Origin of the sequence: Janthinobacterium sp. SUN206, assembly GCF_030587305.1 — a bacterium.
GTDB classification, from domain to species: domain Bacteria; phylum Pseudomonadota; class Gammaproteobacteria; order Burkholderiales; family Burkholderiaceae_D; genus Janthinobacterium; species Janthinobacterium kumbetense.
The window spans coordinates 136,222-156,211 of record NZ_JAPWIB010000007.1 but is presented as its reverse complement, the minus strand read 5'-3'; the positions used below and the strand labels follow the sequence as shown (position 1 = coordinate 156,211).

The following is a 19,990-nucleotide window of genomic DNA, read 5'->3' as shown; positions in this document are numbered from 1 at the left end:
CATTGAAGCTGGCGAGTGTAGCACCGGGGCATTCATCCCGCCCCTCCGGTATTTCATCCCTGCATTTCCTTCCTTGGTCACAAAACCGTTTTTTCCATCAAGTTGCCTATATACCATTCCCTTTCATTAACGTCCGCCATCGCGGTTGATAAAGACAAGGGTGATCCCCTTTCACAGGCCGGCAGGCACGCCTCTGCCGGCGTTTAGACCCACGTCCTGGAGAGTGCTGCATGCTAAAGATCAAACAGTTGAACAAAACGTATGCGAATGGCGTCAAGGCCATCAACAATGTCAGCCTGGAGATTCCCAACGGAATGTTCGGCTTGCTGGGGCCTAACGGCGCGGGCAAGTCCTCGCTGATGCGCACCATTGCGACATTGCAAGATCCCGATAGCGGCAGCATCCATTTCGATGGCGTCGATGTGCTGCAGGACAAGGCCGGCCTGCGCCGCCAGCTCGGCTATCTGCCGCAGGATTTCGGCGTGTATCCGAAGGTCAGCGCGGAAACCCTGCTCAACCACTTTGCCGTCTTGAAAGGCTTGACGGAGAAGGGGCCGCGCAAGGAAGCCGTGGAAGCCCTGTTGCAGCAAACCAATCTGTGGGAAGCGCGCAAGCGCAACCTGGGTACGTATTCGGGCGGCATGCGCCAGCGCTTCGGCATCGCCCAGGCGCTGCTGGGCGCGCCGCGCCTGGTGATCGTCGATGAGCCGACGGCCGGCCTGGACCCGGATGAACGCAACCGCTTCCTGAACCTGCTGGCGAAGATCGGCGAGCAGGTGGTGGTGATCCTGTCGACGCACATCGTCGACGACGTGACGGACCTGTGCCCGCGCATGGCCATGATCGTCAAGGGGCAAGTGCTGGTGCAAGGCGAGCCGCAGGCGGCCATCGACACCCTGCTCGGCAAGGTGTGGCGCCGCAGCGTCGGCATGGACGAGCTGGCGCAGTACCAGCAGTCGCACAATGTGCTGTCGACGCGCCTGGTGGGCGGCAAGCCGCAGATCAATGTGTATGCCGACAGCCAGCCCGACAGCGGCTTCGTGCAGATCGCCCCGGACTTGGAAGATGTGTACTTCTTGCATGTGCGCAACGCTGCCCGCGACGGCGCCGCCGTTCCCGCTGCGGTACCGGCCGCCATCGCGGCGTAAGGAGCGCGCCATGTGGAAGGAATTTTTCAAGTTTGACCTCGGCTATCAGCTGAAACAGCCGCTGCTGTGGGTATTTGCCGTCATCCTGGCCTTGCTGGCCTTTGGCGCCAGCAGCAGCGATTCGATCCAGATCGGCGGCGCCATCGGCAACATCAACCGCAATGCGCCCACCGTGGTGGCGCAGCTGCTGACGATGTTCAGCCTGCTGTCGATGTTGCTCATCACCATCTTCATCGCCGGCGCCGTGCTGCGCGACAGCGAAGTGGGCATGGCCGACATGCTGTTCGCCACGCCCATGCGGAAATGGGACTACCTGTTCGGCCGCTTCGCCGCCGGCTTTGTCGCCTGCCTGGTCATCTTCGCCTGCATCGCCTTCGGCACCATGCTCGGCCCCTTCATGCCCTGGGTCGATGCGCAGCGCGTGGGCGCGTTCCCGCTGCAGGCGTATGTGTGGAGCTTCGCCGTGATGGTGATCCCCAACCTGCTCTTCATCGGCGCCCTGCTGATGCTGCTGGCGGCCACCACGCGCTCGATGATGCTGGTCTACGTGGGCGTGCTGGGCTTTTTCGTGCTGTGGGGCACGGCCGGCGCCTTTACGCGCGACATCAACAACGAATGGATCGCCGTCCTGCTCGACCCGTTCGGCATGCGCGCCCTGGGCCGCATGACGCGCTACTTCACGTCCGCCGAAGCAAACGCGGGGCTGCCGCCGTTTGCCGGCTTCCTGCTGGCCAACCGCCTGCTGTGGCTGGGTATCACGGCGGTGCTGTTCGCCGCCACCGTGATCCTGTTCAAGCCGCAGCGCGCGGGGACGGGAAAACGCCTGTTCGGCAAGCACAAGGCCGAAACGAGCGGTCCCGCCGTCACGGCGCCGCGGGACCTGCCGCGCAGCGTCCCAACCTTGACGGCCGCGACGGCCTGGCGCCAGTGGTGGCAAATCCTGCGCTTCGACGCCGTCGGCGTCTTCAAGAGCCTGCCCTTCCTCGTCATGCTGCTGTTCGGCATGATCAACCTGATCGCTGCCGCGAATGTCGGCAAGAACATGTATGGCACGGCCGTGTATCCGATGACACATTTGCTGTTGCAGCAGATTAGCAACAGCTTCAGCTTCCTCCTGATCATCATCGTCACCTTCTATGCGGGCGAACTGATCTTCAAGGAACGGCAAGCGCGGATCGCCGACGTCAGCGACGCCATGCCCGTGCCCGACTGGGTTCCCCTGCTGGCCAAATGCACGGCCCTGATCGGCGTCATCGCCGGCTACCTGCTGGCGGGCGTCCTCACGGCCATCGGCTTCCAGCTCGTCAAGGGCGGCGCGCCCGTGGAACTGGGGCTGTACCTGAAAGGCACCCTGCTGGGCGCCCTCTTCTTCGTGCTGATGGGCTTGTGCGCGCTCACCCTGCAAGTGTTGTCGAATAACAAGTTCATCGGCTACCTGCTGGTGATCCTGCTGATGGTGGCGCAAGCCGTGCAGGGCATGCTGCACTTCGAACACAATCTGTACGCGTTTGGCGGCACGCCGGCCATCCCGTATTCGGACATGAATGGCTATGGCCACTTCTTGACGGGCTGGGCCTGGTTCGCGCTGTACTGGAGCCTGTTTACCGTGGCCCTCGTCATGCTGTCGCAGGCGTTCTGGGTGCGCGGCCTGCCGAACGGCTGGCGCGCGCGCGGGGGCCTGGCCCGCCAGCGCCTGCAAGGCCGTGCAGGCGCCGCGCTGGCCGTGGTGCTGCTGTGCTGGGCAAGCACGGGCGGCTGGATCTTCTACAACACGAACGTGCTGAACAAGTACGAGACGTCGAACATCCGCATGGACAAGCAGGCGCGCTACGAAAAACTATACCAGCGCTACCAGCACTTGCCGCAATTAAAAATCACGGATGTCCAGGCCGATGTGGATATCTATCCTGAGCAACGTAAAGTCTTGATCAAGGGCCATTATGTGCTGCAAAACAAGACGGCGCAGCCGCTCGATACCCTGCGCATCCAGCTCGACCCGCAACTGAAGACGACGTGGTTGAACTTGCCCGCGCACAAGGTCGCACTCGACGACAAGGAGCTCGGTTTCAGCATCCTCAAGCTGGCGCAAGCGCTGGCGCCCGGCGCCACCCTGCCGCTGGACTTCACGGTGACCGTCACGCACCAGGGTTTCACCAACAGCGGCGCGCCGGACCAGGTCAACCTGAACGGCAGCTTCTTCAACAACCAGGCTTATTTCCCCCACTTCGGCTATGCGAAGGAAATGGAATTGCTTGACCGCAATGAACGCCGCAAGCGGGGCCTGGGCGAACCGCAGCGCATGGCCAAACTGGAAGACACGTCCGCGTATGGCAACACGGTGCTGGGCGGCGATGCCGACTGGATCCATTTCGACACGACGGTGTCCACCAGCGGCGAGCAGATCGCCCTGGCGCCCGGCTATCTGCAAGGCAGCTGGGAAAAGGATGGCCGCCGCTATTACCGCTACAAGATGGACCAGCCGATGCTGCCGTTCTTTGCCTACCTGTCGGCGCGCTGGGAAGTCAAGAAAGGCGCGTGGCGCGGCTTGCCAATCGAAATCTATGTCGACAAGAAACACGGCTACAACACGGATCGCATGATCACGTCCGTGCAAAAGTCGCTCGACTACTACAGCACCGAGTTTACGCCCTACCAGCACAAGCAGGTGCGCATCCTGGAATTCCCCGGCTACCAGAGCTTCGCCCAGTCGTTTGCCAATACGATTCCGTATTCGGAAGGCATCGGCTTCATCGCCGACCTGCGCAACAAGGAAGACATCGACTATGTGTTCTACGTCACGGCGCATGAAATGGCGCACCAGTGGTGGGGCCACCAGGTGATCGGCGCCAATGTGCAGGGCGCCAGCATGCTGATGGAATCGCTGGCGCAATACTCGGCGCTGATGGTGATGGAAAAGGAATACGGACGCGACAAGATGCGCCGCTTCCTGCGCTATGAACTGGACCGCTACCTGAGCGGACGCGGCGGCGAAGCCATCGAGGAATTGCCGCTGGCACGTGTTGAGGGACAGCAATACATCCACTACAACAAGGGCAGCCTGGTGTTCTACCGCCTGCGCGATGAGCTCGGCGAAGCTGCCTTGAACCGTGCCCTGAAACGCTATCTGCAGGACAAGGGTTACCAGCAGGCACCGTTCACCACGTCGTCGGAATTGCTGGCCTACATCCGCGCCGAAGCACCGCAGGACAAGCAAGCCCTGATCACGGACCTGTTCGAGAAGATCGTCTTCTACGACAACCGCGTCACCCAAGCGACGGCCGTCAAGCGCCCGGATGGCCAGTGGGATGTCACCATGCAACTGCACCTGGCCAAGCTGGAGTCCGACGGCAAGGGCAAGGAAAGCCCGCGCGCCTACGACGAACCGGTGGAGATCGCCATCTTCGCGCGCGCGCCGGGCGCCGGGGAGAAGGATGAAAAAGTCTTGTTCACCGACAAGCGCATGTTGTCGGGCAGCGACCCCGTGGTCACCATCACGGTGAAGGAAAAACCATTTGAAGTGGGTGTCGATCCGTACAACAAGATGATCGACCGGGTCTCGCGCGATAACCGCAAGGAAGTCAGCGTGAATTAAGGCTGTAACGGAACCTTGATGCAACGCAAACAGGCCGCCCTATCCGTGATAGCGCGGCCTGTTTTTTTACGGCGGGCTCGGTACTTTTTCAGGCCAGAAAAAAGATCTGGCGCAGCGCACAGCCCACCTGTACCACACAGAACACCATGGCAAGGAGCAAGAGCCCCAGATGGATCTTTAAAAAGATATCCAGTCGTTCCCGGCCGGCCACGGGCGGCACGGCGGCCGTTTTAAAACGCAGCCCTTTTCCGGCCAGTAGCAATAACACTATGCTGACTGGAAAAGATTGCAGAAAAATATGTCCTGGATACAAAGTCCACGCCAGTCCGATCAGGATGGAAATCAATGCCAGCACATCGCACAAGAGAAATAGATATTTTCTTTTTTGAAAATTCGCCAGCGATGCAAGCAGCCATCCCTTTTCCTTGCCGAATATGCGTTCCAGAACCAGCCATTGCGAACCTGATGAATCGACAGCTATATGCATTGCAAGATTTTTCTTCAATTGAGCCAGTGACATTATCTTCGCACCAATAGCCGCAATATACGCACAGCATATTGCGGCCACGTTACGAGCAGCGGTATCCATCAAGCGGGCATGTTCAACCCGCCATTATCTGTCCGCTTATGCCGAACAATAGGAATTATAGGCATACATCACGCCCGCGCCAATCAAGATGCCGCCACCGAGCGCCTGGCCGCCTGGCACGGTAGCCACGCCCGCACCGACAGTGCCGACACCGCCCCAGAAACCTGCCGTGGCGGTATATTCGCTCGACGACATGCTATCCGAACAAAATGCACGACCGCCCGAGATGTCTTGAATTTCCATTTCCGATAAAACTTGCATTCTTACTCCATTAATTACATCAGCATGGAAAATGTCCATGCGCCACGTCTGCAGAAAACACGATATCGGTAAATAGCATGTCTTCCATCAGATTCGTATTCATCGCATGCGTGAATTACATGCAATGCAGCCCTCCGATAAAATTTATTCAGAGAAACATTGCAAACAATATACCATCGCATAAACAATCGCCCAAATAACTTTATTGGCGAAATAAACAATGGCAAAGCGATTATTCTCCTTATGCGAAAATATCATAAGAATATTTGTATTTCGTCTTATTCAAACCGGGGTTTGAAGAGAAGCGCAATCCGCACCATGCGATGGAAATGCGGATGGCGCTGCGGTACAGGCAAAGCCTGGCGTAAGATGGACGGTATCGTCGGCGAGTGCGCCGGCACCACGTTCAAGGGGAATTGCCTATGCTGCATCGTCACCTGCCCATCCGCGCCAGCCTGCTGCTGGCGGCCCTCGTTTTCACGGCGCCCGCCTGGAGCGCCGATGCTGTCCACAAGGAAACAGTAGAACTGACGGCAGGCCAGGCTGCGCTCAGTGTGAAAGGCAAGATCAAGGGCTACGCCACGGCCGAATACACGCTGGCAGGCAAGGCGGGTCAGACTCTCGGCGTCAAGCTCAAGACCAATCAACCGTCGAATTATTTCAACCTCCGTCAAGCCGGGCAGGAGGACGCCCTGTTCATCGGCTCGAGCGGCGGCAACAGTTACGAGGCAACGCTGCCGGCCGATGGCGAGTACACGGTGCAAGTGTATTTGATGCGCAATGCGGCGCGCAGGAATGCCGTGGCCAGCTACAGCCTGGAGATGCGGCTGCGCAATTGAGTCTCCGCGGCCATGACAGCGCAAGAGGCGGGAGCGCCGCCCCTGTCTTATCTGGCCGGATGCACTGCCTGGCGTCGGGCGGCCACGAGCGATTCCAGCACCAGGCCCGTCATCACGGCCAGGACCGGCATCATGGGCTCACGGTATCGGAAGATCACGTAAAACAGCATGTGAACGCCCGTGTAGCACGCAAGCGCCAGCCAGAGCAGGGCGACCTGCCGATTCCTGAGCCTGGGCATCAGCACAGTCCCGATAGCACCGGCAATCAGGAGCAGGAACTGTATCGCCCACAGCAGACGCACAAGCTTTTCTGCCGGCGACTGGTTGCCTTTTCCCGCATGCAGGGGAGGCGTCCAGAAGTACGCCGCTTTTTTCACCGCCAATGCCAGGAACGCTGCCGGGTGGGACTTCACCCAGGATATAGCCTCCTGTTTCAAGGTCTCGGAAGCCTGGACTTCCCCCGTTTTCCGAAGGGCATCCCAGGTGGCGCCGCGTGGTGTTTCCGAAATGGAAATGAACATGCCCGTCGCTGCCGGGTTGTTACCCAAATACAGATTGAAGCCGCCATTGGTATTCAAGACAGGGGCGCCTATCACTTGCATGTTCCGGAGCAGCCATGGGCTGGAAATCACCAGCGCCGCTGACAGCGCGAGCATGGCCAGGCTTGCCCGCCGAACCGTCGATGCGGGAGACAGCAGCAACGCCCATGCAAGGACTGCAAGCAGTGACAAGGCGGCATTGCCCGTCAGCGCCAACAGACCGAAGAGTGCCCCGCACCCGATCGCCACGGTCTTCGAGGGCTGGCGTGCCAGTCTCAGCGCACACCACATGACACCCAGCATCAAGGGAATCATCAGGTTTTCCTTCGCCAGGTAGATCCCGTAGATGCCACCTGGCAGATAGAGCGCCCAGGCAGCCGCGGCGATGAGACGCCCCGACCGGCCTGCGCCAGCCTCTTTGGCCACCAGGTAGCACAGCACGATTGCCGCGCCTCCCAGGCACATGTTCACCAGGCGAACCGCCAGCAGATCGTCGCCAAAAAGAAAAAAAACAGGCGCGAGTATCAACAGGGGATAGCCCACGTTATACATCGCGCGGTTGCCCATGCTGTCGACGATGCCATTCCCGCCAAGCAAGTTGAGCGCCATGCTCCGGTAAGCAAGTTCATCGCCTTCCGGCACATGCTGGAAGCCCGCAATCGCCGCCGCCCTCAGGGCAAGGCCGATGCCGGCGATGATTGCCAGCCACAGCCAATCTCGCTGTTGTTGGGCATCATGCTTGTCCTTCATCAACTCCTCCCCACCAAAAACACCCCGGCACAAATCAGCGCCACGCCCATCACACGGGGCAGGCTGACCTGCTCGCCCAGCAGGCAGGCGATTGGCAGGGTGAGCACGAATCCCAGGCCTGCCAGGGGATAGGCCTTGCTCACCTCCCATTGCGACAGTACGCCTAGCCAGGCCACCGCCCCCAGGCCGTACAGGAGGAATCCCCCCAGCACATACTTGTCCGTGAGGATATGCATGAGGGTCATGAATGACTTGGGCTGCGCCATCATCGCCTGCACCCCGTCACCGGACATGCCGGTCTTCAATGAGAACTGCGCCATGACGGATAGCGCGATGCTCAGGATGGCAATGCAGAACGTGTTCATGGGTAAGTACCCAACACCAGAAAATGCGCCCCCAGCATGACGGCCACCATGGCGCAGACGGTCATGCGGCTGCCGTGGTCCTTGAGGGCGTAAATCACCGGGTCATCGTGCATTTCACCTCGGGAAGTTTTCACCCACAGGCGCGCAAGCCAGTAAATCAATCCCAGGGCGACCAGCCACAGCATCTGCGGGGTGCCGTAGCGCACCTGCGTTTCCGGTGCACTGATGAACAGCCCGAACACCACCACGGCGGAGAGTGCCGCCCCGCCCCCCAGAGGCCACAACACGGCCAGGTCGCTCACCCGGTAATCCCGTCCACGCGTGGCTGCCTTGCCATTTCCCTCCAGGGTGACCAGCTCCGCACAGCGCTTCACCAGGGCGAGGCTGAGGAACATGAAGACCGAGAAGGCCAGCAACCAGGAACTCGTGGCAGTGCCAATGGCAACGGAACCGGCCAGGATGCGCAAGGTATACAGCAAGGACAGCATGAGCACGTCGATCAGCACGTATTCCTTGAGCACCCAGCTATACGCACTGCTCAGCACCAGGTAAAGCAGGAGCATCAGGAGGAAGGCATTCGACACGGACCAGGCCAGAACGAGGGCCAGGAGCAAGGCCCCCGCAGCCACGACCAGGCCCTTCAGAATCGGCAGGCGGCCGCTGGCAAAAGGGCGAAGCCGCTTGCGGGGGTGCGCCCTGTCGCTTTCCAGGTCCCACAGGTCGTTGACCATGTAGGTGGCGGAAGCCGCCAAGGAGAATGCCAGGAAGGCCACGCCCATGGTGCTCATCTTGCCCAGGTCGAGGAAGGAAAATGCCGTCAGCAGGGGCACGAACAGCAGCAGATTCTTTAACCACTGGTGGACACGCAGGGCTTTGAGCCACACGCCAAGCCCGCCGCTCGCTCCCGGAAACTCGCGTTCGATCGGAACGTGCCGCCGCACGGCTTGGGTCGTATTCCAGGCGACATCCACCAGCACCGCAGCCTTGGCGGCTTGCCAGATGGGAATATCTGCCTTGCTGTCGCCGGCATACACAAAGCATGGCCCGACCTGCTCCCGGATGGCTTGCAGCTTGGCCTTGCCCTTGAGGTTGCGACCGTCCTGCGTCGCCAGCACCTTGTCGAACAGGCCCAGGTGCCCGGCCACGTTGCGGGCAATCGAATGGTGGGCCGCCGTCGCCAGGACAATCATGCGGCCCTTGCGCTTTTCCTCGCGCAGGTAATCCAGCAGGCACGCGCGGTAAGGGAGGTGTTCGCCCGAGATGCCGGCACGCGCCGCAATGGCTTCCTTGAAGCCTGCCCGCCCTCGCATGAGCCAGAACGGCATGCGGAGCACATTAAGCGGGGAGTGTTTCACCACCTGGATGACGGATTCCAGCAGGGTATCGGTTGGCGTCAGCGTTCCGTCAAGATCGACAACCAGGGGCGCTTTGGTCGAAATAGCCACCATTTTCTCCCGATTCTGGTGTGGCATAACAGATGGAGTGCTGAAAGCAGTGATTAAATTATAGGGGGAGCCACGATGGCGATAACCAACATATATCAAGGAAGGGAGCGGTTATCTGCTTGAGCTGAACGCCCGTAGCACCTGAAAGAGACCCGCAAAAAAAGAGACCCGCAACAACAAATAAAAACGCCTCGCAAATCCAGGATTTGCGAGGCGTTATGTGGCAACGAGCCGTAGTGCGTCTTAGAACGGAATATCGTCATCCATGTCCGAGAAGTTCGGCGCCGGCTTCGGTGCCGGACGTGGCGCCGGGGCTGGTGCCGGACGCGGGGCCGGTGCCTGGCGTGGGGCCGGGGCTTCGTAGCCGCCGCCACCGCCGTAGCTGTCATCGCCACCGCCGGCGTCGCCGCCCATGCCGGAACGGCCGCCCAGCATTTGCATCTGTTCCGCGATGATGTCGGTTGCGTACTTCTCGACGCCGTCCTTGTCCGTGTATTTACGGGTTTGCAGGCGGCCTTCCACGTAGACGGACGAACCTTTTTTCAGGTATTGGCCGACGATTTCCGCCAGGCGGCCGAAGAACGAGATACGGTGCCACTCTGTCAATTCTTTTTGTTCGCCCGTGTTGCGGTCCTTCGATTTGTACGAAGTGGCCACGGCGATGTTGGCGATCGCGTCGCCGCTAGGCATGTAGCGGATTTCCGGGTCACGGCCCAGATTGCCGACGATGATGACTTTGTTGACTGATGCCATGAATAACTCCTGATGAACTGCAGCGGGAGCCGGTGTCCCGCGCGTTAGTTTAGTGTACTAAACGAGGATTATAAGCGACCACGCGGCGCAAAGCACCCGCTTTCTGGCGGACGCCCTCTCCCGTGCGGCAGCACGTTTTTTTCACGGCAGGTGAAAACAAGAAACTTGAATACTGGTATTATATACAGTGTTTGAACGTCTGCACGCATCTGTATCAAACTTTGTCAGGGCACGTTCGCCTGGCGGCGCAATCCGCCCATGGCTGCCTCAGGCATGCAGAGCAAAACCCGGCTATAGTAACAGGTTGACCCGTTGTGGCTCCTCATCTGCACCCAGGCACAATGCGCCGGCCGCACCACTCACTGAAAGCAAGGCAATCACATGGAACAGATCCGCATTCGCGGCGCTCGCACGCATAACCTCAAGAATATCAATCTCGATTTGCCGCGCAATAAGCTGATCGTGATTACCGGCTTGTCCGGCTCCGGCAAGTCTTCGCTGGCCTTCGACACCCTGTATGCGGAAGGCCAGCGCCGCTATGTCGAGTCGCTGTCGGCGTATGCGCGCCAGTTCCTGCAACTGATGGAAAAACCGGACGTCGACCTGATCGAGGGATTATCTCCTGCCATCTCCATCGAACAGAAGGCAACTTCGCACAACCCGCGCTCGACGGTGGGAACCGTGACGGAAATCCACGATTATTTGCGCCTGCTGTATGCGCGCGTCGGCACGCCCTACTGCCCCGACCACCCGGAAAACGCGCTGGCCGCCCAGTCCGTCTCGCAAATGGTCGACGCCGTACTGGCCATGCCGGAAGACACCAAGCTGATGATCCTGGCGCCCGTCGTCGCCAACCGCAAGGGCGAACACGTGGACCTGTTCGAGCAGATGCAGGCGCAGGGCTTCGTGCGTTTTCGCGTGCAAAGCGGCACGCACGCGGCCAAGATCTATGAAGTCGATGACCTCCCGAAATTAAAGAAAACGGAAAAACACACGATCGACGTCGTCATCGACCGCGTCAAGGTGAACCAAGAGATCAAGCAACGCCTGGCAGAAAGTTTCGAAACGGCCCTGCGCCTGGCCGACGGCCGCGCCATTGCCTACGAAATGGATACGGCCCAGGAACACGTGTACTCCAACAAGTTCGCCTGCAATGTGTGTGGCTATTCCCTGCAAGAACTGGAACCGCGGTTGTTCTCGTTCAACAACCCCATGGGCGCCTGCCCCGAATGCGACGGCCTGGGACATATTGAATTCTTTGACCCGAAACGCATCGTCGCGTTCCCGAACCTGTCGCTCGCCTCGGGCGCCGTCAAGGGCTGGGACCGCCGCAACCAGTTTTACTTCCAGATGCTGTCGAACCTGGCCGCATATTACGAGTTCGACCTGGACATGCCGTTCGAACAGCTGGCACTGAATGCCCAGCAAGCCGTGTTGTACGGTTCCGGCAAGCAAGTGATTCCGTTTACCTATGTCAACGAACGGGGCCGCACCGTCATCAAGGAACACACGTTCGAAGGCGTGGTCAACAATCTGCAGCGCCGCTACCGCGAAACGGACTCGATGGCCGTCAAGGAAGAGCTGGCCAAGTTCATCAATGAAAAATGCTGCCCCTCATGCGATGGCGCGCGCCTGCGCGTGGAAGCGCGCTTCGTCAAGGTCGGCACGGGCAAGCAGCAGCGGGCCATCTATGAAGTGGCGGAAAAACCGCTGCGCGAGACGCTGGAATTCTTTGAAAAACTGAAACTGACGGGCGCCAAGAAAGAGATCGCCGACCGCGTGGTCAAGGAAATCATTTCTCGCCTGAAATTCCTCAACAATGTGGGCCTCGATTACCTGTCGCTGGACCGCAGCGCCGACACGTTGTCCGGCGGCGAAGCACAACGCATCCGCCTGGCGTCGCAGATCGGCTCCGGTTTGACGGGCGTCATGTATGTGCTCGATGAACCGTCGATCGGCTTGCATCAGCGCGATAATGACCGCTTGATCGAAACCTTGAAACACTTGCGCGACATCGGCAACAGCGTGCTGGTGGTCGAGCATGACGAAGACGCCATCCGCACGGCCGACTATATCGTCGACATGGGCATCGGCGCGGGCGTGCACGGCGGCGAAATCATCGCCGAAGGCACCTTGCCCGAGATCTTGAAGAACAAGAAATCGCTGACGGCGCAGTACCTGAACGGCAAGCTGAAAATCGCCGTGCCGGCCAAGCGCCACGCCAGCAATCCGGAAAAGCAGTTGCTCATTACTGGCGCGACAGGCAACAACCTGAAGAAGGTGTCGCTGAGCTTGCCGGTGGGCTTGATGACGTGCGTCACGGGCGTGTCCGGCTCGGGCAAGTCGTCGCTCGTCAACGATACCTTGTATCCTGCCCTGTCGCGCCATTTGTATGGTTCGCAGACGGAACCGGCGCCGCACGACTCGATCAGCGGACTGGAACACTTCGACAAGGTCATTTCCGTCGACCAGGCGCCGATCGGCCGCACGCCGCGCTCGAATCCCGCCACGTACACGGGCTTGTTTACGCCGATCCGCGACCTGTTCTCCACCGTGCCGACGGCCAAGGAACGCGGTTACAGCGCGGGCCGCTTCTCGTTCAACGTGAAGGGCGGACGCTGCGAAGCGTGCCAGGGCGATGGCGTGATCAAGGTCGAGATGCATTTCTTGCCCGACGTCTACGTGCCATGCGACGTGTGCCACGGCAAGCGCTACAACCGCGAAACGCTGGAAGTGCAATACAAGGGCAAGAACATCACGGAAGTGCTGGGCATGACGGTGGAAGAGGCGCATGAATTCTTCAAGCCGGTCCCCTTGATCGCGCGCAAGCTGCAAACCCTGCTCGACGTGGGCCTGGGCTACATCAAGCTGGGGCAAAGCGCCACCACCCTGTCCGGCGGCGAGGCGCAGCGCGTGAAACTGTCGCTGGAATTGTCCAAGCGCGACACGGGCCGTACCTTGTACATCCTCGATGAACCGACGACGGGCTTGCACTTCCACGACATCGACTTGCTGCTCAAAGTCATCCACCGCCTGCGCGACCAGGGCAACACCCTCGTCATCATCGAGCACAACCTGGACGTCATCAAGACGGCCGACTGGATCGTCGACCTGGGTCCCGAAGGGGGCGCCGGCGGCGGCCAGATCATCGCCACGGGCACGCCGGAAGACGTGGCCCTGAATCCGGCCAGCGTGACGGGTAAATACCTGGGGCCGCTGCTCAAGCAATAAGCCGCACCTCCCGCTCGATCCCCCGGCGAATGATCTTGTCCGGGGGATTTTTCTATGGGAAACTATTTTCTCTGGTCACAGCACCGGCTTTCAGAGAAAACATGCCGCACTTCCCTTCACGTTTATCCAGCTGGGTTCGCCATTGCATAACCACGTCATGGTTGCTGTCGTCCAGCGTGGCGGTGGCGTGTTCCTGCATGCAGGGGATATCCGGCGAGTTCCTCCATGCGGCACCGGCCGCATCCGGCAAGCCGGCCGTGGTCACGGTGCCTGCCAATGCACGCGGCATCCTGTTTCTTCCAAATCAATCTCCCGATTTCCTGCTCAGGGATCAGGATGGCCATATCCTTGTCGGCCCGCCAGTCCCCCTTTCCACCAAGCGGTTTCGTATTATCGAGCGCGGTACGGGGCGCAAGCTGACACCGGTGGCGGTACGATTGCGCGTGGAAAAACAGATGGGAGTACAGCCCTATATTTACTATCTGGCCAGCCCGGAAATGCAGCAATGCGCCGAAGAGAAGAACGCGTCCATGCCGATATGCCGCAGAGTGAAAGCCATGGAACGGAGCTGGGACAAACCGGAACCGGAGGGGCCGAGCGATGCCGTCAAGCGCTTCGCCATGCAGCAGGGCTTGCGTGAGGTCAGCGAGGAAATCGATGCCTCCTATGGCTTATACAGGATCGAGGCGCGCGAAGGCTTCAAGCCTGGCAAGCTGTACGACATCAGCTATCGCTCTACAGGGCGCAAGCTAACAGCGGTGCTGCGCATGGGCACCACGCCCTTGCGCATCAATGCCCCAGGCCAATTTTCCATTCGCACAGACGGCGCACCGCGGCGTGAGCGTTTGCAGATGGCGCAGGGTGGCACTTGCTCCAGGACCACCAAGCTGGCCAGCCAGCCCTTGCAACTGGCTTGGCCACCAGCCTACGACGCGTATGAGTCGCTTGTGATGTACTTCATGCGGCACAAATTACATCAGGAAGACAGGCAGCAAACCGCGCCGCCAGGACGCTTTTTTTCATTCCAATACTGGCCGTCCCTGTGTACCGACATCGCCCATGGCAGCAGCTTTCATGGCAATGGCCGCGAACTGGCGGTCGGCGATTGCCAGGCGCCTGCCGCACGCGAGGTCAAGGCCTACGCAGGCGTGCTGGAAGTGGAGGACCGCTTGCATGAGACAGCGCCCCTGTCCGTCACATTTCCAAAGGCAAAGCCGGATGAATGTCCAGCAATGATGGACGAGGTCTATCCGATTTATTTCGTGCCGGCCCAGACAGGCTAGACGCCTCGAACGCGCCATAAAAAACGGCGCGGATTGCTCATGCAATCCGCGCCGTTTCTCTTTTTGCTAGCACCCCAGTCATTGCCGGCGTGTCATTTATCTCACGCCAGTCTTTGCCGGCGTGTTTCTCCCCCACTACAACTCTTCACACCTGACAAGCTTGTCAGGCGCCGCTTGACGCTAACTTACGCACTCAGCCGCTTTTCCAGCGCCGCCTTGTGACCTGCCAATTCCTGCGGCAGATGATACGCGAGTTTTTCAAACAACTCCGTATGCAATTTCAATTCTTCCACCCACGCGGCCTTGTCGATCGAGGTGATGGTGTCGAACTGTTCTTGCGTGAATGGCAAGCCATCCCAGTTCAGGTCGCCATACTGCGGCGTCGTGCCGAACAGGTTTTCCACGCCGCCCGCCTTGCCTTCGATACGCTCCAGCATCCATTTGAGTACGCGCATGTTATCGCCAAAGCCAGGCCAGACGAATTTGCCAGCCTCGTCCGTACGGAACCAGTTGACGCAATAGATCTTCGGCAGGGCAGCCGGGTTGACCTTGCCCACCTTGACGCCCATGTCCAGCCAGTGCTGGAAGTAATCGCTCATGTTATAGCCGATAAACGGCAACATGGCAAATGGATCGCGGCGCACGACGCCCATCTGGCCCACGGCCGCGGCCGTCGTTTCCGAGCCCATGGTGGCGGCCATGTAAACGCCCTCGACCCAGTTGCGCGCTTCGGTGACGAGCGGCACGGTGGTGGAGCGGCGGCCGCCGAAGATGAAGGCCGAGATCGGCACGCCGGCCGGGTCGTCCCAGGCCGCGTCGATGACAGGGTTTTGCGTTGCCGCAACCGTGAAGCGCGCGTTCGGGTGCGCCGCCTTGGTGCCGGACGCTGGCGTCCAGTCCTTGCCCTGCCAGTCGATCAGGTGGCTTGGTGCTTCTTTCGTCAAGCCTTCCCACCAGACGTCGCCATCGTCCGTCAGCGCCACGTTGGTGAAGATCGTGTTGTCGCGCATGGACGCCATGCAGTTGTAATTGGTTTTTTCGTTGGTGCCCGGCGCCACGCCAAAATAACCGGCTTCCGGATTGATGGCGTACAGGCGGCCGTCGGCACCCGGCTTGATCCAGGCGATATCGTCGCCGATGGTGGTCACTTTCCAGCCGTTAAAACTTGCCGGCGGAATCAGCATGGCGAAGTTGGTCTTGCCGCAAGCGGACGGGAACGCTGCCGCCACGTAGTGTTTCTTGCCTTCCGGCGATTCCACGCCGAGGATCAGCATGTGTTCGGCCAGCCAGCCCGGGTTGCTGTCCGATGCTTGCGCTTCCTGGTAACCCATGTTCGAAGCGATGCGCAGGGCGAAACATTTCTTGCCCAGCAAGGCGTTGCCGCCGTAACCCGAACCGAAGGACCAGATTTCGCGCGTTTCCGGGAAATGCACGATGTATTTGGTGCTGTTGCACGGCCATTTCACGTCGGCCTGGCCGGCGGCCAGCGGTGCGCCCACGCTGTGCACGCACGGCACGAACTCGCCATCCGTGCCCAGCACGTCGTACACGGCACGGCCCATGCGGGTCATGATCTTCATGTTGACGGCGACATATGGCGAATCGGACAGTTCCACGCCGATGTGCGCGATCGGCGAACCCAGCGGGCCCATCGAGAAGGGCACGACGTACATGGTGCGGCCGCGCATGCAGCCATCGAACAGGCCGTTCAAGGTGTGGCGCATTTCGCCGGGCTCGGTCCAGTTATTCGTCGGGCCGGCCGCTTCTTTCGTTGCCGAGCAGATATACGTGCGGTCTTCGACGCGGGCCACGTCGCTCGGATCGGAGCAGGCCAGGTAGGAATTCGGGCGCTTTTGCGCATTCAGTTTTTTCATGGTGCCGCTGGCAACCATTTCAGCGCACAAGCGCTCGTACTCTTCTTGCGAACCATCGCACCAGTAAATACGCTCTGGCTTGGTCAGCGCAGCAATGTCGGCCACCCAGTTGATCAGTTTCTGTTGTTTAATATAAGCTGGGACGTTGAGTGCGGCGACGCCACCCATGACGGGCTGATTCATATTACCTCCAATACCAATAAAAGAAATTCCGGTCATTCCGGCAAGACAGGCAGCATCGTTGAGAGGTGGCTGCGGCTCACTGCGGGCGGTATGCTCACGCGGGCAGGGCTCTGGTGTCGTTTACCTGGATCATGCACCCAGGCTGCAGGAACAGTTTGCGCTATAACTATAATCAGGAAGCTTCAAAAGTGCCGGCGATTGTACACCCGCGTAACGGCTATTCTCGCAAAAATGTAGGAGAATAGCTTGACTAATGTAGTAGGCTATTCAACATTTCCCGTATCCTGTTATTTCCCTACCAAATCCTCACTCAAATCGGCCATCCACCATGAAAATTGCCATACTCGATGATTACCAGGATGCCGTGCGCGGCCTCGATTGCTTCCAGTTGCTCGATGGCCACGAGGTCAAGGTCTTCAGCAACACGGCGCGGGGCCTGGGCCAACTGGCGATCCGCCTGGCGCCATACGACGCGCTGGTGCTGATCCGCGAACGCAGCAGTTTCAACCGCGCCTTGCTGTCGAAATTGCCGAACCTGAAACTGATTTCGCAAACGGGCAAGGTCAGCGGGCACATCGACGTGCCGGCCGCCACCGAGCTGGGCATCGCCATCGCGGAAGGCATCGGCTCGCCCACGGCGCCGGCCGAACTGACGTGGGCGCTGATCATGGCGGCGCAGCGCAAGATCGTGCCATACACGCAACATTTACAGGAAGGGCTGTGGCAGACATCGTCGCTGGAGCCACAGCGCAATACGCTCGGCACGGTATTGAAAGGGCGCACCCTGGCGATCTGGGGCTACGGCAAGATCGGGCAATTGATCGCCGGCTATGGCCGCGCCTTCGGCATGACCATCCTCGTGTGGGGCAGCGAAGCGAGCCGCGCGGCGGCCGTGGCGGCCGGCGATACGGCGGCCACGTCGCGGGAAGCGTTCTTTGAACAGGCCGACGTCTTGACCCTGCACCTGCGCCTGTCCGATGCGACGCGTGGCCTGGTAACAGCCGAGGACCTGGCGCGCATGAAGCCGACATCCCTATTCGTCAACACGAGCCGCGCCGAGCTGGTGATGGAGGGCGCGCTGGAAGCGGCGCTGCCGCAGGGGCGCCCGGGCGCCGCCGCGCTGGACGTATTTACGGACGAGCCGCTGCCGCCAGGCTCGCCATTACTGCTGCTGCCGAACGTGCTGGCCACGCCGCACCTGGGCTACGTCGAGCGTGACAGCTATGAACTGTATTTCCGCTACGCCTTGCAAAACATCGTCGATTTTGCGCAAGGTCAATGCACGCGCCTGCTCAATCCCGAGGCGCTGGCGCATGCGCGGCAAGCTCCTCAGGAACGCTGAAAACCCTTCAGCAGGTCCGGCTCGCCCGTGATGCGGATGGCGGGCGCGGGCAGCACGTGCCGGCCGCGCCACAGGCCGGCCCAGCCGGGCGGCCAGGCGATGTCCGGCCCGCTGTACGGCGCCACGCCGGCGCGCACGGCGACGACCGGCACGGGCGGCATGTCGGGCAAGGGCTCGCCTGGCGTGCGCTGCATGTCCAGGCTGTACATGTAATGGGGCAATAAAGCATCGCAGACGCGGCCAAACCAGTCGCTATGGTCATCGTCGCGTCCCAGCGCCTGCGCCAGGCCCTGCGGGTCGAAACGGGCCAGGGCATCGATCAGCTCGCCAGTGGTGGCGCCCGGCGTATCGCCCCAGCCCATCACGGGATTGACGTTGTAATCGGCGCCCGAACCGTACCAGCCTTCGCGCCAGGGCCGCTGCATCCAGTCGCGCGGCCCCGTAAACAAATGCCAGCGCCAGTGCAGGCCGGACGGCTTGGGCCACGAGTACAGATACAGCTTCTGATAGCCGGCCTGGTGCAGTTCGCGCACCATGGCCATCAGGCGCGCATGCGGCATGCGGTCCGGCGGCGCGCGGCGAAACAGGATCGCTTCGCCATCGGCAAACTGCACGTCGTCGGTCGACAGGTTCAGGTCCAGGGTCCGCGCTTCGCTGCCGAAACGGGCGGCGATCCAGCCCGTCAGCAAATTGACGGACGTGATCACCCCGTAACCGCGGTGGCGGTGAAAAATGACGGTGCCGGGAGCGAGCGCTTTCATACGGAGTCGGGGTGGCAGGCAAACAAAGAAACCAGTGTACTCACAGATGACCAAATTTTCCAGATGCGGCGCGGTAGCGAGGCCCAGGCACGCTGGCCCATCTGCGGCGGCATTCACGCAACGCTGCCAATCCACGCTATCATGCGCGTCATTCTCCACTGACATCGTGACCACATCATGACTTTGCGCATACTCGCCACTGGCGGCACTTTCGACAAACACTACAACGAATTGAACGGTACCCTGGGCTTTTCCGACAGTCATTTGCCGGCAGCGATTGCCCGCGCGCGCATGACGGCGCCCGTGGCGCTGGAGCAATTGCCCCTGCTCGATTCGCTCGACATGCAGGATGCGGATCGCCAGCGCGTGCTGGCCTCGTGCCGCGCGGCACAGGAAAAAGCCATCGTCATCATCCACGGCACCGACACCATGCGCGAAACGGCGCAGGTGCTGGGCGCGGCGAACCTGCAGCAAACGGTCATTTTGACGGGCGCCATGATTCCCTACGAAATCGACAACTCCGATGCCCTGTTCAACCTGGGCTTTGCCTGCGGCGTGGCGCAAACCTTGCCAGCCGGCGTGTACGTGGCCATGAATGGCCAGATCTTCGCCTGGGACAATGTGCAAAAGAACCGCGCCGCCGGCGTGTTCCAGCCCTTGTAAGCCGATGGCAGGACAGGGGGTAAAAGCAGACCGGCCCGCGGCCTGACTGGCCCTCTGTCACAATTCGACCAGCCCGTTTTCAACGGGCTTTTTTTATGTCTTTTTGCCTTTCACAAATTCTGCGAAACCACAGAACTCGTCGAATTATTGCAGGTAAAACATCAAATTGCCAATATAATAATTTTGTGTTGTAAAAAAACGCCATTGATCATTTTTAAAAACACCGATATTATTAAATATAAAACTGCAATTTAACAATTAAATTAAATATTCTTCTGTATCCATAATTTATTGCCAAATCCGACACGGTTGATATGCATTTTTTCTTGCTGAGACGACATAATGTTCGCCTCGACAAGTCAAAAGTGCATT

15 protein-coding genes are annotated in these 19,990 nt (G+C 60.0%); 7 read left to right on the top strand and 8 right to left on the bottom strand.

Annotated elements, in window-relative coordinates:
- The first annotated feature begins 230 nt into the window (after positions 1-230).
- Complete coding sequence (locus O3300_RS27895) at positions 231-1,148, top strand: ABC transporter ATP-binding protein (RefSeq protein WP_305054705.1); 918 nt, start codon at positions 231-233, stop codon at positions 1,146-1,148.
- Positions 1,149-1,158: 10 nt separating this feature from the next.
- Positions 1,159-4,740, top strand: a complete 3,582-nt coding sequence (locus O3300_RS27890) for a M1 family aminopeptidase (RefSeq protein WP_305054704.1) — start codon at positions 1,159-1,161, stop codon at positions 4,738-4,740.
- 88 nt (positions 4,741-4,828) lie between these two features.
- Here the strand turns inward: O3300_RS27890 and O3300_RS27885 are convergent, their stop codons facing one another.
- Together O3300_RS27885 and O3300_RS27880 are read right to left on the bottom strand one after the other, a co-directional pair.
- A complete protein-coding gene (locus O3300_RS27885) occupies positions 4,829-5,329 on the bottom strand; it encodes a hypothetical protein (protein WP_305054703.1) in 501 nt (166 codons plus the stop codon).
- 36 nt (positions 5,330-5,365) lie between these two features.
- Positions 5,366-5,629 carry a hypothetical protein gene (locus tag O3300_RS27880; RefSeq protein ID WP_251351693.1) on the bottom strand — a complete coding sequence of 88 codons (264 nt, stop codon included), beginning with the start codon at positions 5,627-5,629 and terminating at the stop codon, positions 5,366-5,368.
- A gap of 383 nt (positions 5,630-6,012) precedes the next feature.
- Between O3300_RS27880 and O3300_RS27875 the strand changes: the two genes are divergently transcribed.
- The gene (locus O3300_RS27875) at positions 6,013-6,429 is read left to right on the top strand and encodes a hypothetical protein (protein WP_305054702.1); all 417 of its coding nucleotides are present in this window, start codon (positions 6,013-6,015) and stop codon (positions 6,427-6,429) included.
- 47 nt (positions 6,430-6,476) lie between these two features.
- Here O3300_RS27875 and O3300_RS27870 read toward each other — a convergent pair whose 3' ends face one another.
- The 4 genes from O3300_RS27870 to ssb form a co-directional block, all read right to left on the bottom strand.
- The gene (locus O3300_RS27870) at positions 6,477-7,718 is read right to left on the bottom strand and encodes a glycosyltransferase family 39 protein (RefSeq protein WP_305054701.1); all 1,242 of its coding nucleotides are present in this window, start codon (positions 7,716-7,718) and stop codon (positions 6,477-6,479) included.
- On the bottom strand, positions 7,718-8,083 hold the full coding sequence (locus tag O3300_RS27865; RefSeq protein ID WP_077398178.1) for a hypothetical protein: 366 nt from the start codon (positions 8,081-8,083) through the stop codon (positions 7,718-7,720). The genes O3300_RS27870 and O3300_RS27865 overlap by 1 nt, the downstream gene beginning before the upstream one ends.
- Positions 8,080-9,531 (bottom strand): UbiA family prenyltransferase, encoded by a 1,452-nt coding sequence (locus tag O3300_RS27860; protein ID WP_305054700.1) that lies wholly within the window; start codon positions 9,529-9,531, stop codon positions 8,080-8,082. Before O3300_RS27860 ends, O3300_RS27865 begins: the two co-directional genes overlap by 4 nt.
- 240 nt (positions 9,532-9,771) lie before the next feature.
- Positions 9,772-10,281, bottom strand: coding sequence for a single-stranded DNA-binding protein (gene ssb / locus O3300_RS27855; protein ID WP_034781209.1), 510 nt, complete (start codon positions 10,279-10,281; stop codon positions 9,772-9,774).
- A gap of 381 nt (positions 10,282-10,662) precedes the next feature.
- Here ssb and uvrA point away from each other — a divergent pair, with 381 nt between their 5' ends.
- Together uvrA and O3300_RS27845 are read left to right on the top strand one after the other, a co-directional pair.
- Positions 10,663-13,512: an excinuclease ABC subunit UvrA gene (gene uvrA / locus O3300_RS27850; protein ID WP_251351697.1), complete on the top strand. Its 2,850-nt coding sequence runs from the start codon at positions 10,663-10,665 to the stop codon at positions 13,510-13,512.
- Positions 13,513-13,709: 197 nt separating this feature from the next.
- Positions 13,710-14,795, top strand: coding sequence for a hypothetical protein (locus O3300_RS27845; protein WP_305054699.1), 1,086 nt, complete (start codon positions 13,710-13,712; stop codon positions 14,793-14,795).
- A 185-nt stretch (positions 14,796-14,980) separates the two neighbouring features.
- Here the strand turns inward: O3300_RS27845 and O3300_RS27840 are convergent, their stop codons facing one another.
- Positions 14,981-16,852: a phosphoenolpyruvate carboxykinase (GTP) gene (locus tag O3300_RS27840; RefSeq protein ID WP_099666117.1), complete on the bottom strand. Its 1,872-nt coding sequence runs from the start codon at positions 16,850-16,852 to the stop codon at positions 14,981-14,983.
- Positions 16,853-17,180: 328 nt separating this feature from the next.
- Here O3300_RS27840 and O3300_RS27835 point away from each other — a divergent pair, with 328 nt between their 5' ends.
- Complete coding sequence (locus tag O3300_RS27835) at positions 17,181-18,194, top strand: D-2-hydroxyacid dehydrogenase family protein (RefSeq protein ID WP_305054698.1); 1,014 nt, start codon at positions 17,181-17,183, stop codon at positions 18,192-18,194.
- Here O3300_RS27835 and O3300_RS27830 read toward each other — a convergent pair.
- Positions 18,182-18,955, bottom strand: a complete 774-nt coding sequence (locus O3300_RS27830) for an L-asparaginase (protein ID WP_305054697.1) — start codon at positions 18,953-18,955, stop codon at positions 18,182-18,184. The two genes, O3300_RS27835 and O3300_RS27830, sit on opposite strands and share 13 nt — an antisense overlap.
- Positions 18,956-19,132: 177 nt before the next feature.
- On the opposite strand from O3300_RS27830, the gene O3300_RS27825 reads away from it, so the two are divergent.
- The gene (locus O3300_RS27825; RefSeq protein ID WP_034781194.1) at positions 19,133-19,618 is read left to right on the top strand and encodes an asparaginase domain-containing protein; all 486 of its coding nucleotides are present in this window, start codon (positions 19,133-19,135) and stop codon (positions 19,616-19,618) included.
- The last annotated feature ends 372 nt before the right edge of the window (positions 19,619-19,990 follow it).

Coding starts and splice junctions, on each gene's coding strand:
- O3300_RS27895 (WP_305054705.1), top strand. CDS start 231: ATGCTAAAGATCAAACAGTTGAACAAAACGTATGCGAATGGCGTCAAG.
- O3300_RS27890 (WP_305054704.1), top strand. CDS start 1,159: ATGTGGAAGGAATTTTTCAAGTTTGACCTCGGCTATCAGCTGAAACAG.
- O3300_RS27885 (WP_305054703.1), bottom strand. CDS start 5,329: ATGGATACCGCTGCTCGTAACGTGGCCGCAATATGCTGTGCGTATATT.
- O3300_RS27880 (WP_251351693.1), bottom strand. CDS start 5,629: ATGGACATTTTCCATGCTGATGTAATTAATGGAGTAAGAATGCAAGTT.
- O3300_RS27875 (WP_305054702.1), top strand. CDS start 6,013: ATGCTGCATCGTCACCTGCCCATCCGCGCCAGCCTGCTGCTGGCGGCC.
- O3300_RS27870 (WP_305054701.1), bottom strand. CDS start 7,718: ATGAAGGACAAGCATGATGCCCAACAACAGCGAGATTGGCTGTGGCTG.
- O3300_RS27865 (WP_077398178.1), bottom strand. CDS start 8,083: ATGAACACGTTCTGCATTGCCATCCTGAGCATCGCGCTATCCGTCATG.
- O3300_RS27860 (WP_305054700.1), bottom strand. CDS start 9,531: ATGGTGGCTATTTCGACCAAAGCGCCCCTGGTTGTCGATCTTGACGGA.
- ssb (WP_034781209.1), bottom strand. CDS start 10,281: ATGGCATCAGTCAACAAAGTCATCATCGTCGGCAATCTGGGCCGTGAC.
- uvrA (WP_251351697.1), top strand. CDS start 10,663: ATGGAACAGATCCGCATTCGCGGCGCTCGCACGCATAACCTCAAGAAT.
- O3300_RS27845 (WP_305054699.1), top strand. CDS start 13,710: ATGCAGGGGATATCCGGCGAGTTCCTCCATGCGGCACCGGCCGCATCC.
- O3300_RS27840 (WP_099666117.1), bottom strand. CDS start 16,852: ATGAATCAGCCCGTCATGGGTGGCGTCGCCGCACTCAACGTCCCAGCT.
- O3300_RS27835 (WP_305054698.1), top strand. CDS start 17,181: ATGAAAATTGCCATACTCGATGATTACCAGGATGCCGTGCGCGGCCTC.
- O3300_RS27830 (WP_305054697.1), bottom strand. CDS start 18,955: ATGAAAGCGCTCGCTCCCGGCACCGTCATTTTTCACCGCCACCGCGGT.
- O3300_RS27825 (WP_034781194.1), top strand. CDS start 19,133: ATGACTTTGCGCATACTCGCCACTGGCGGCACTTTCGACAAACACTAC.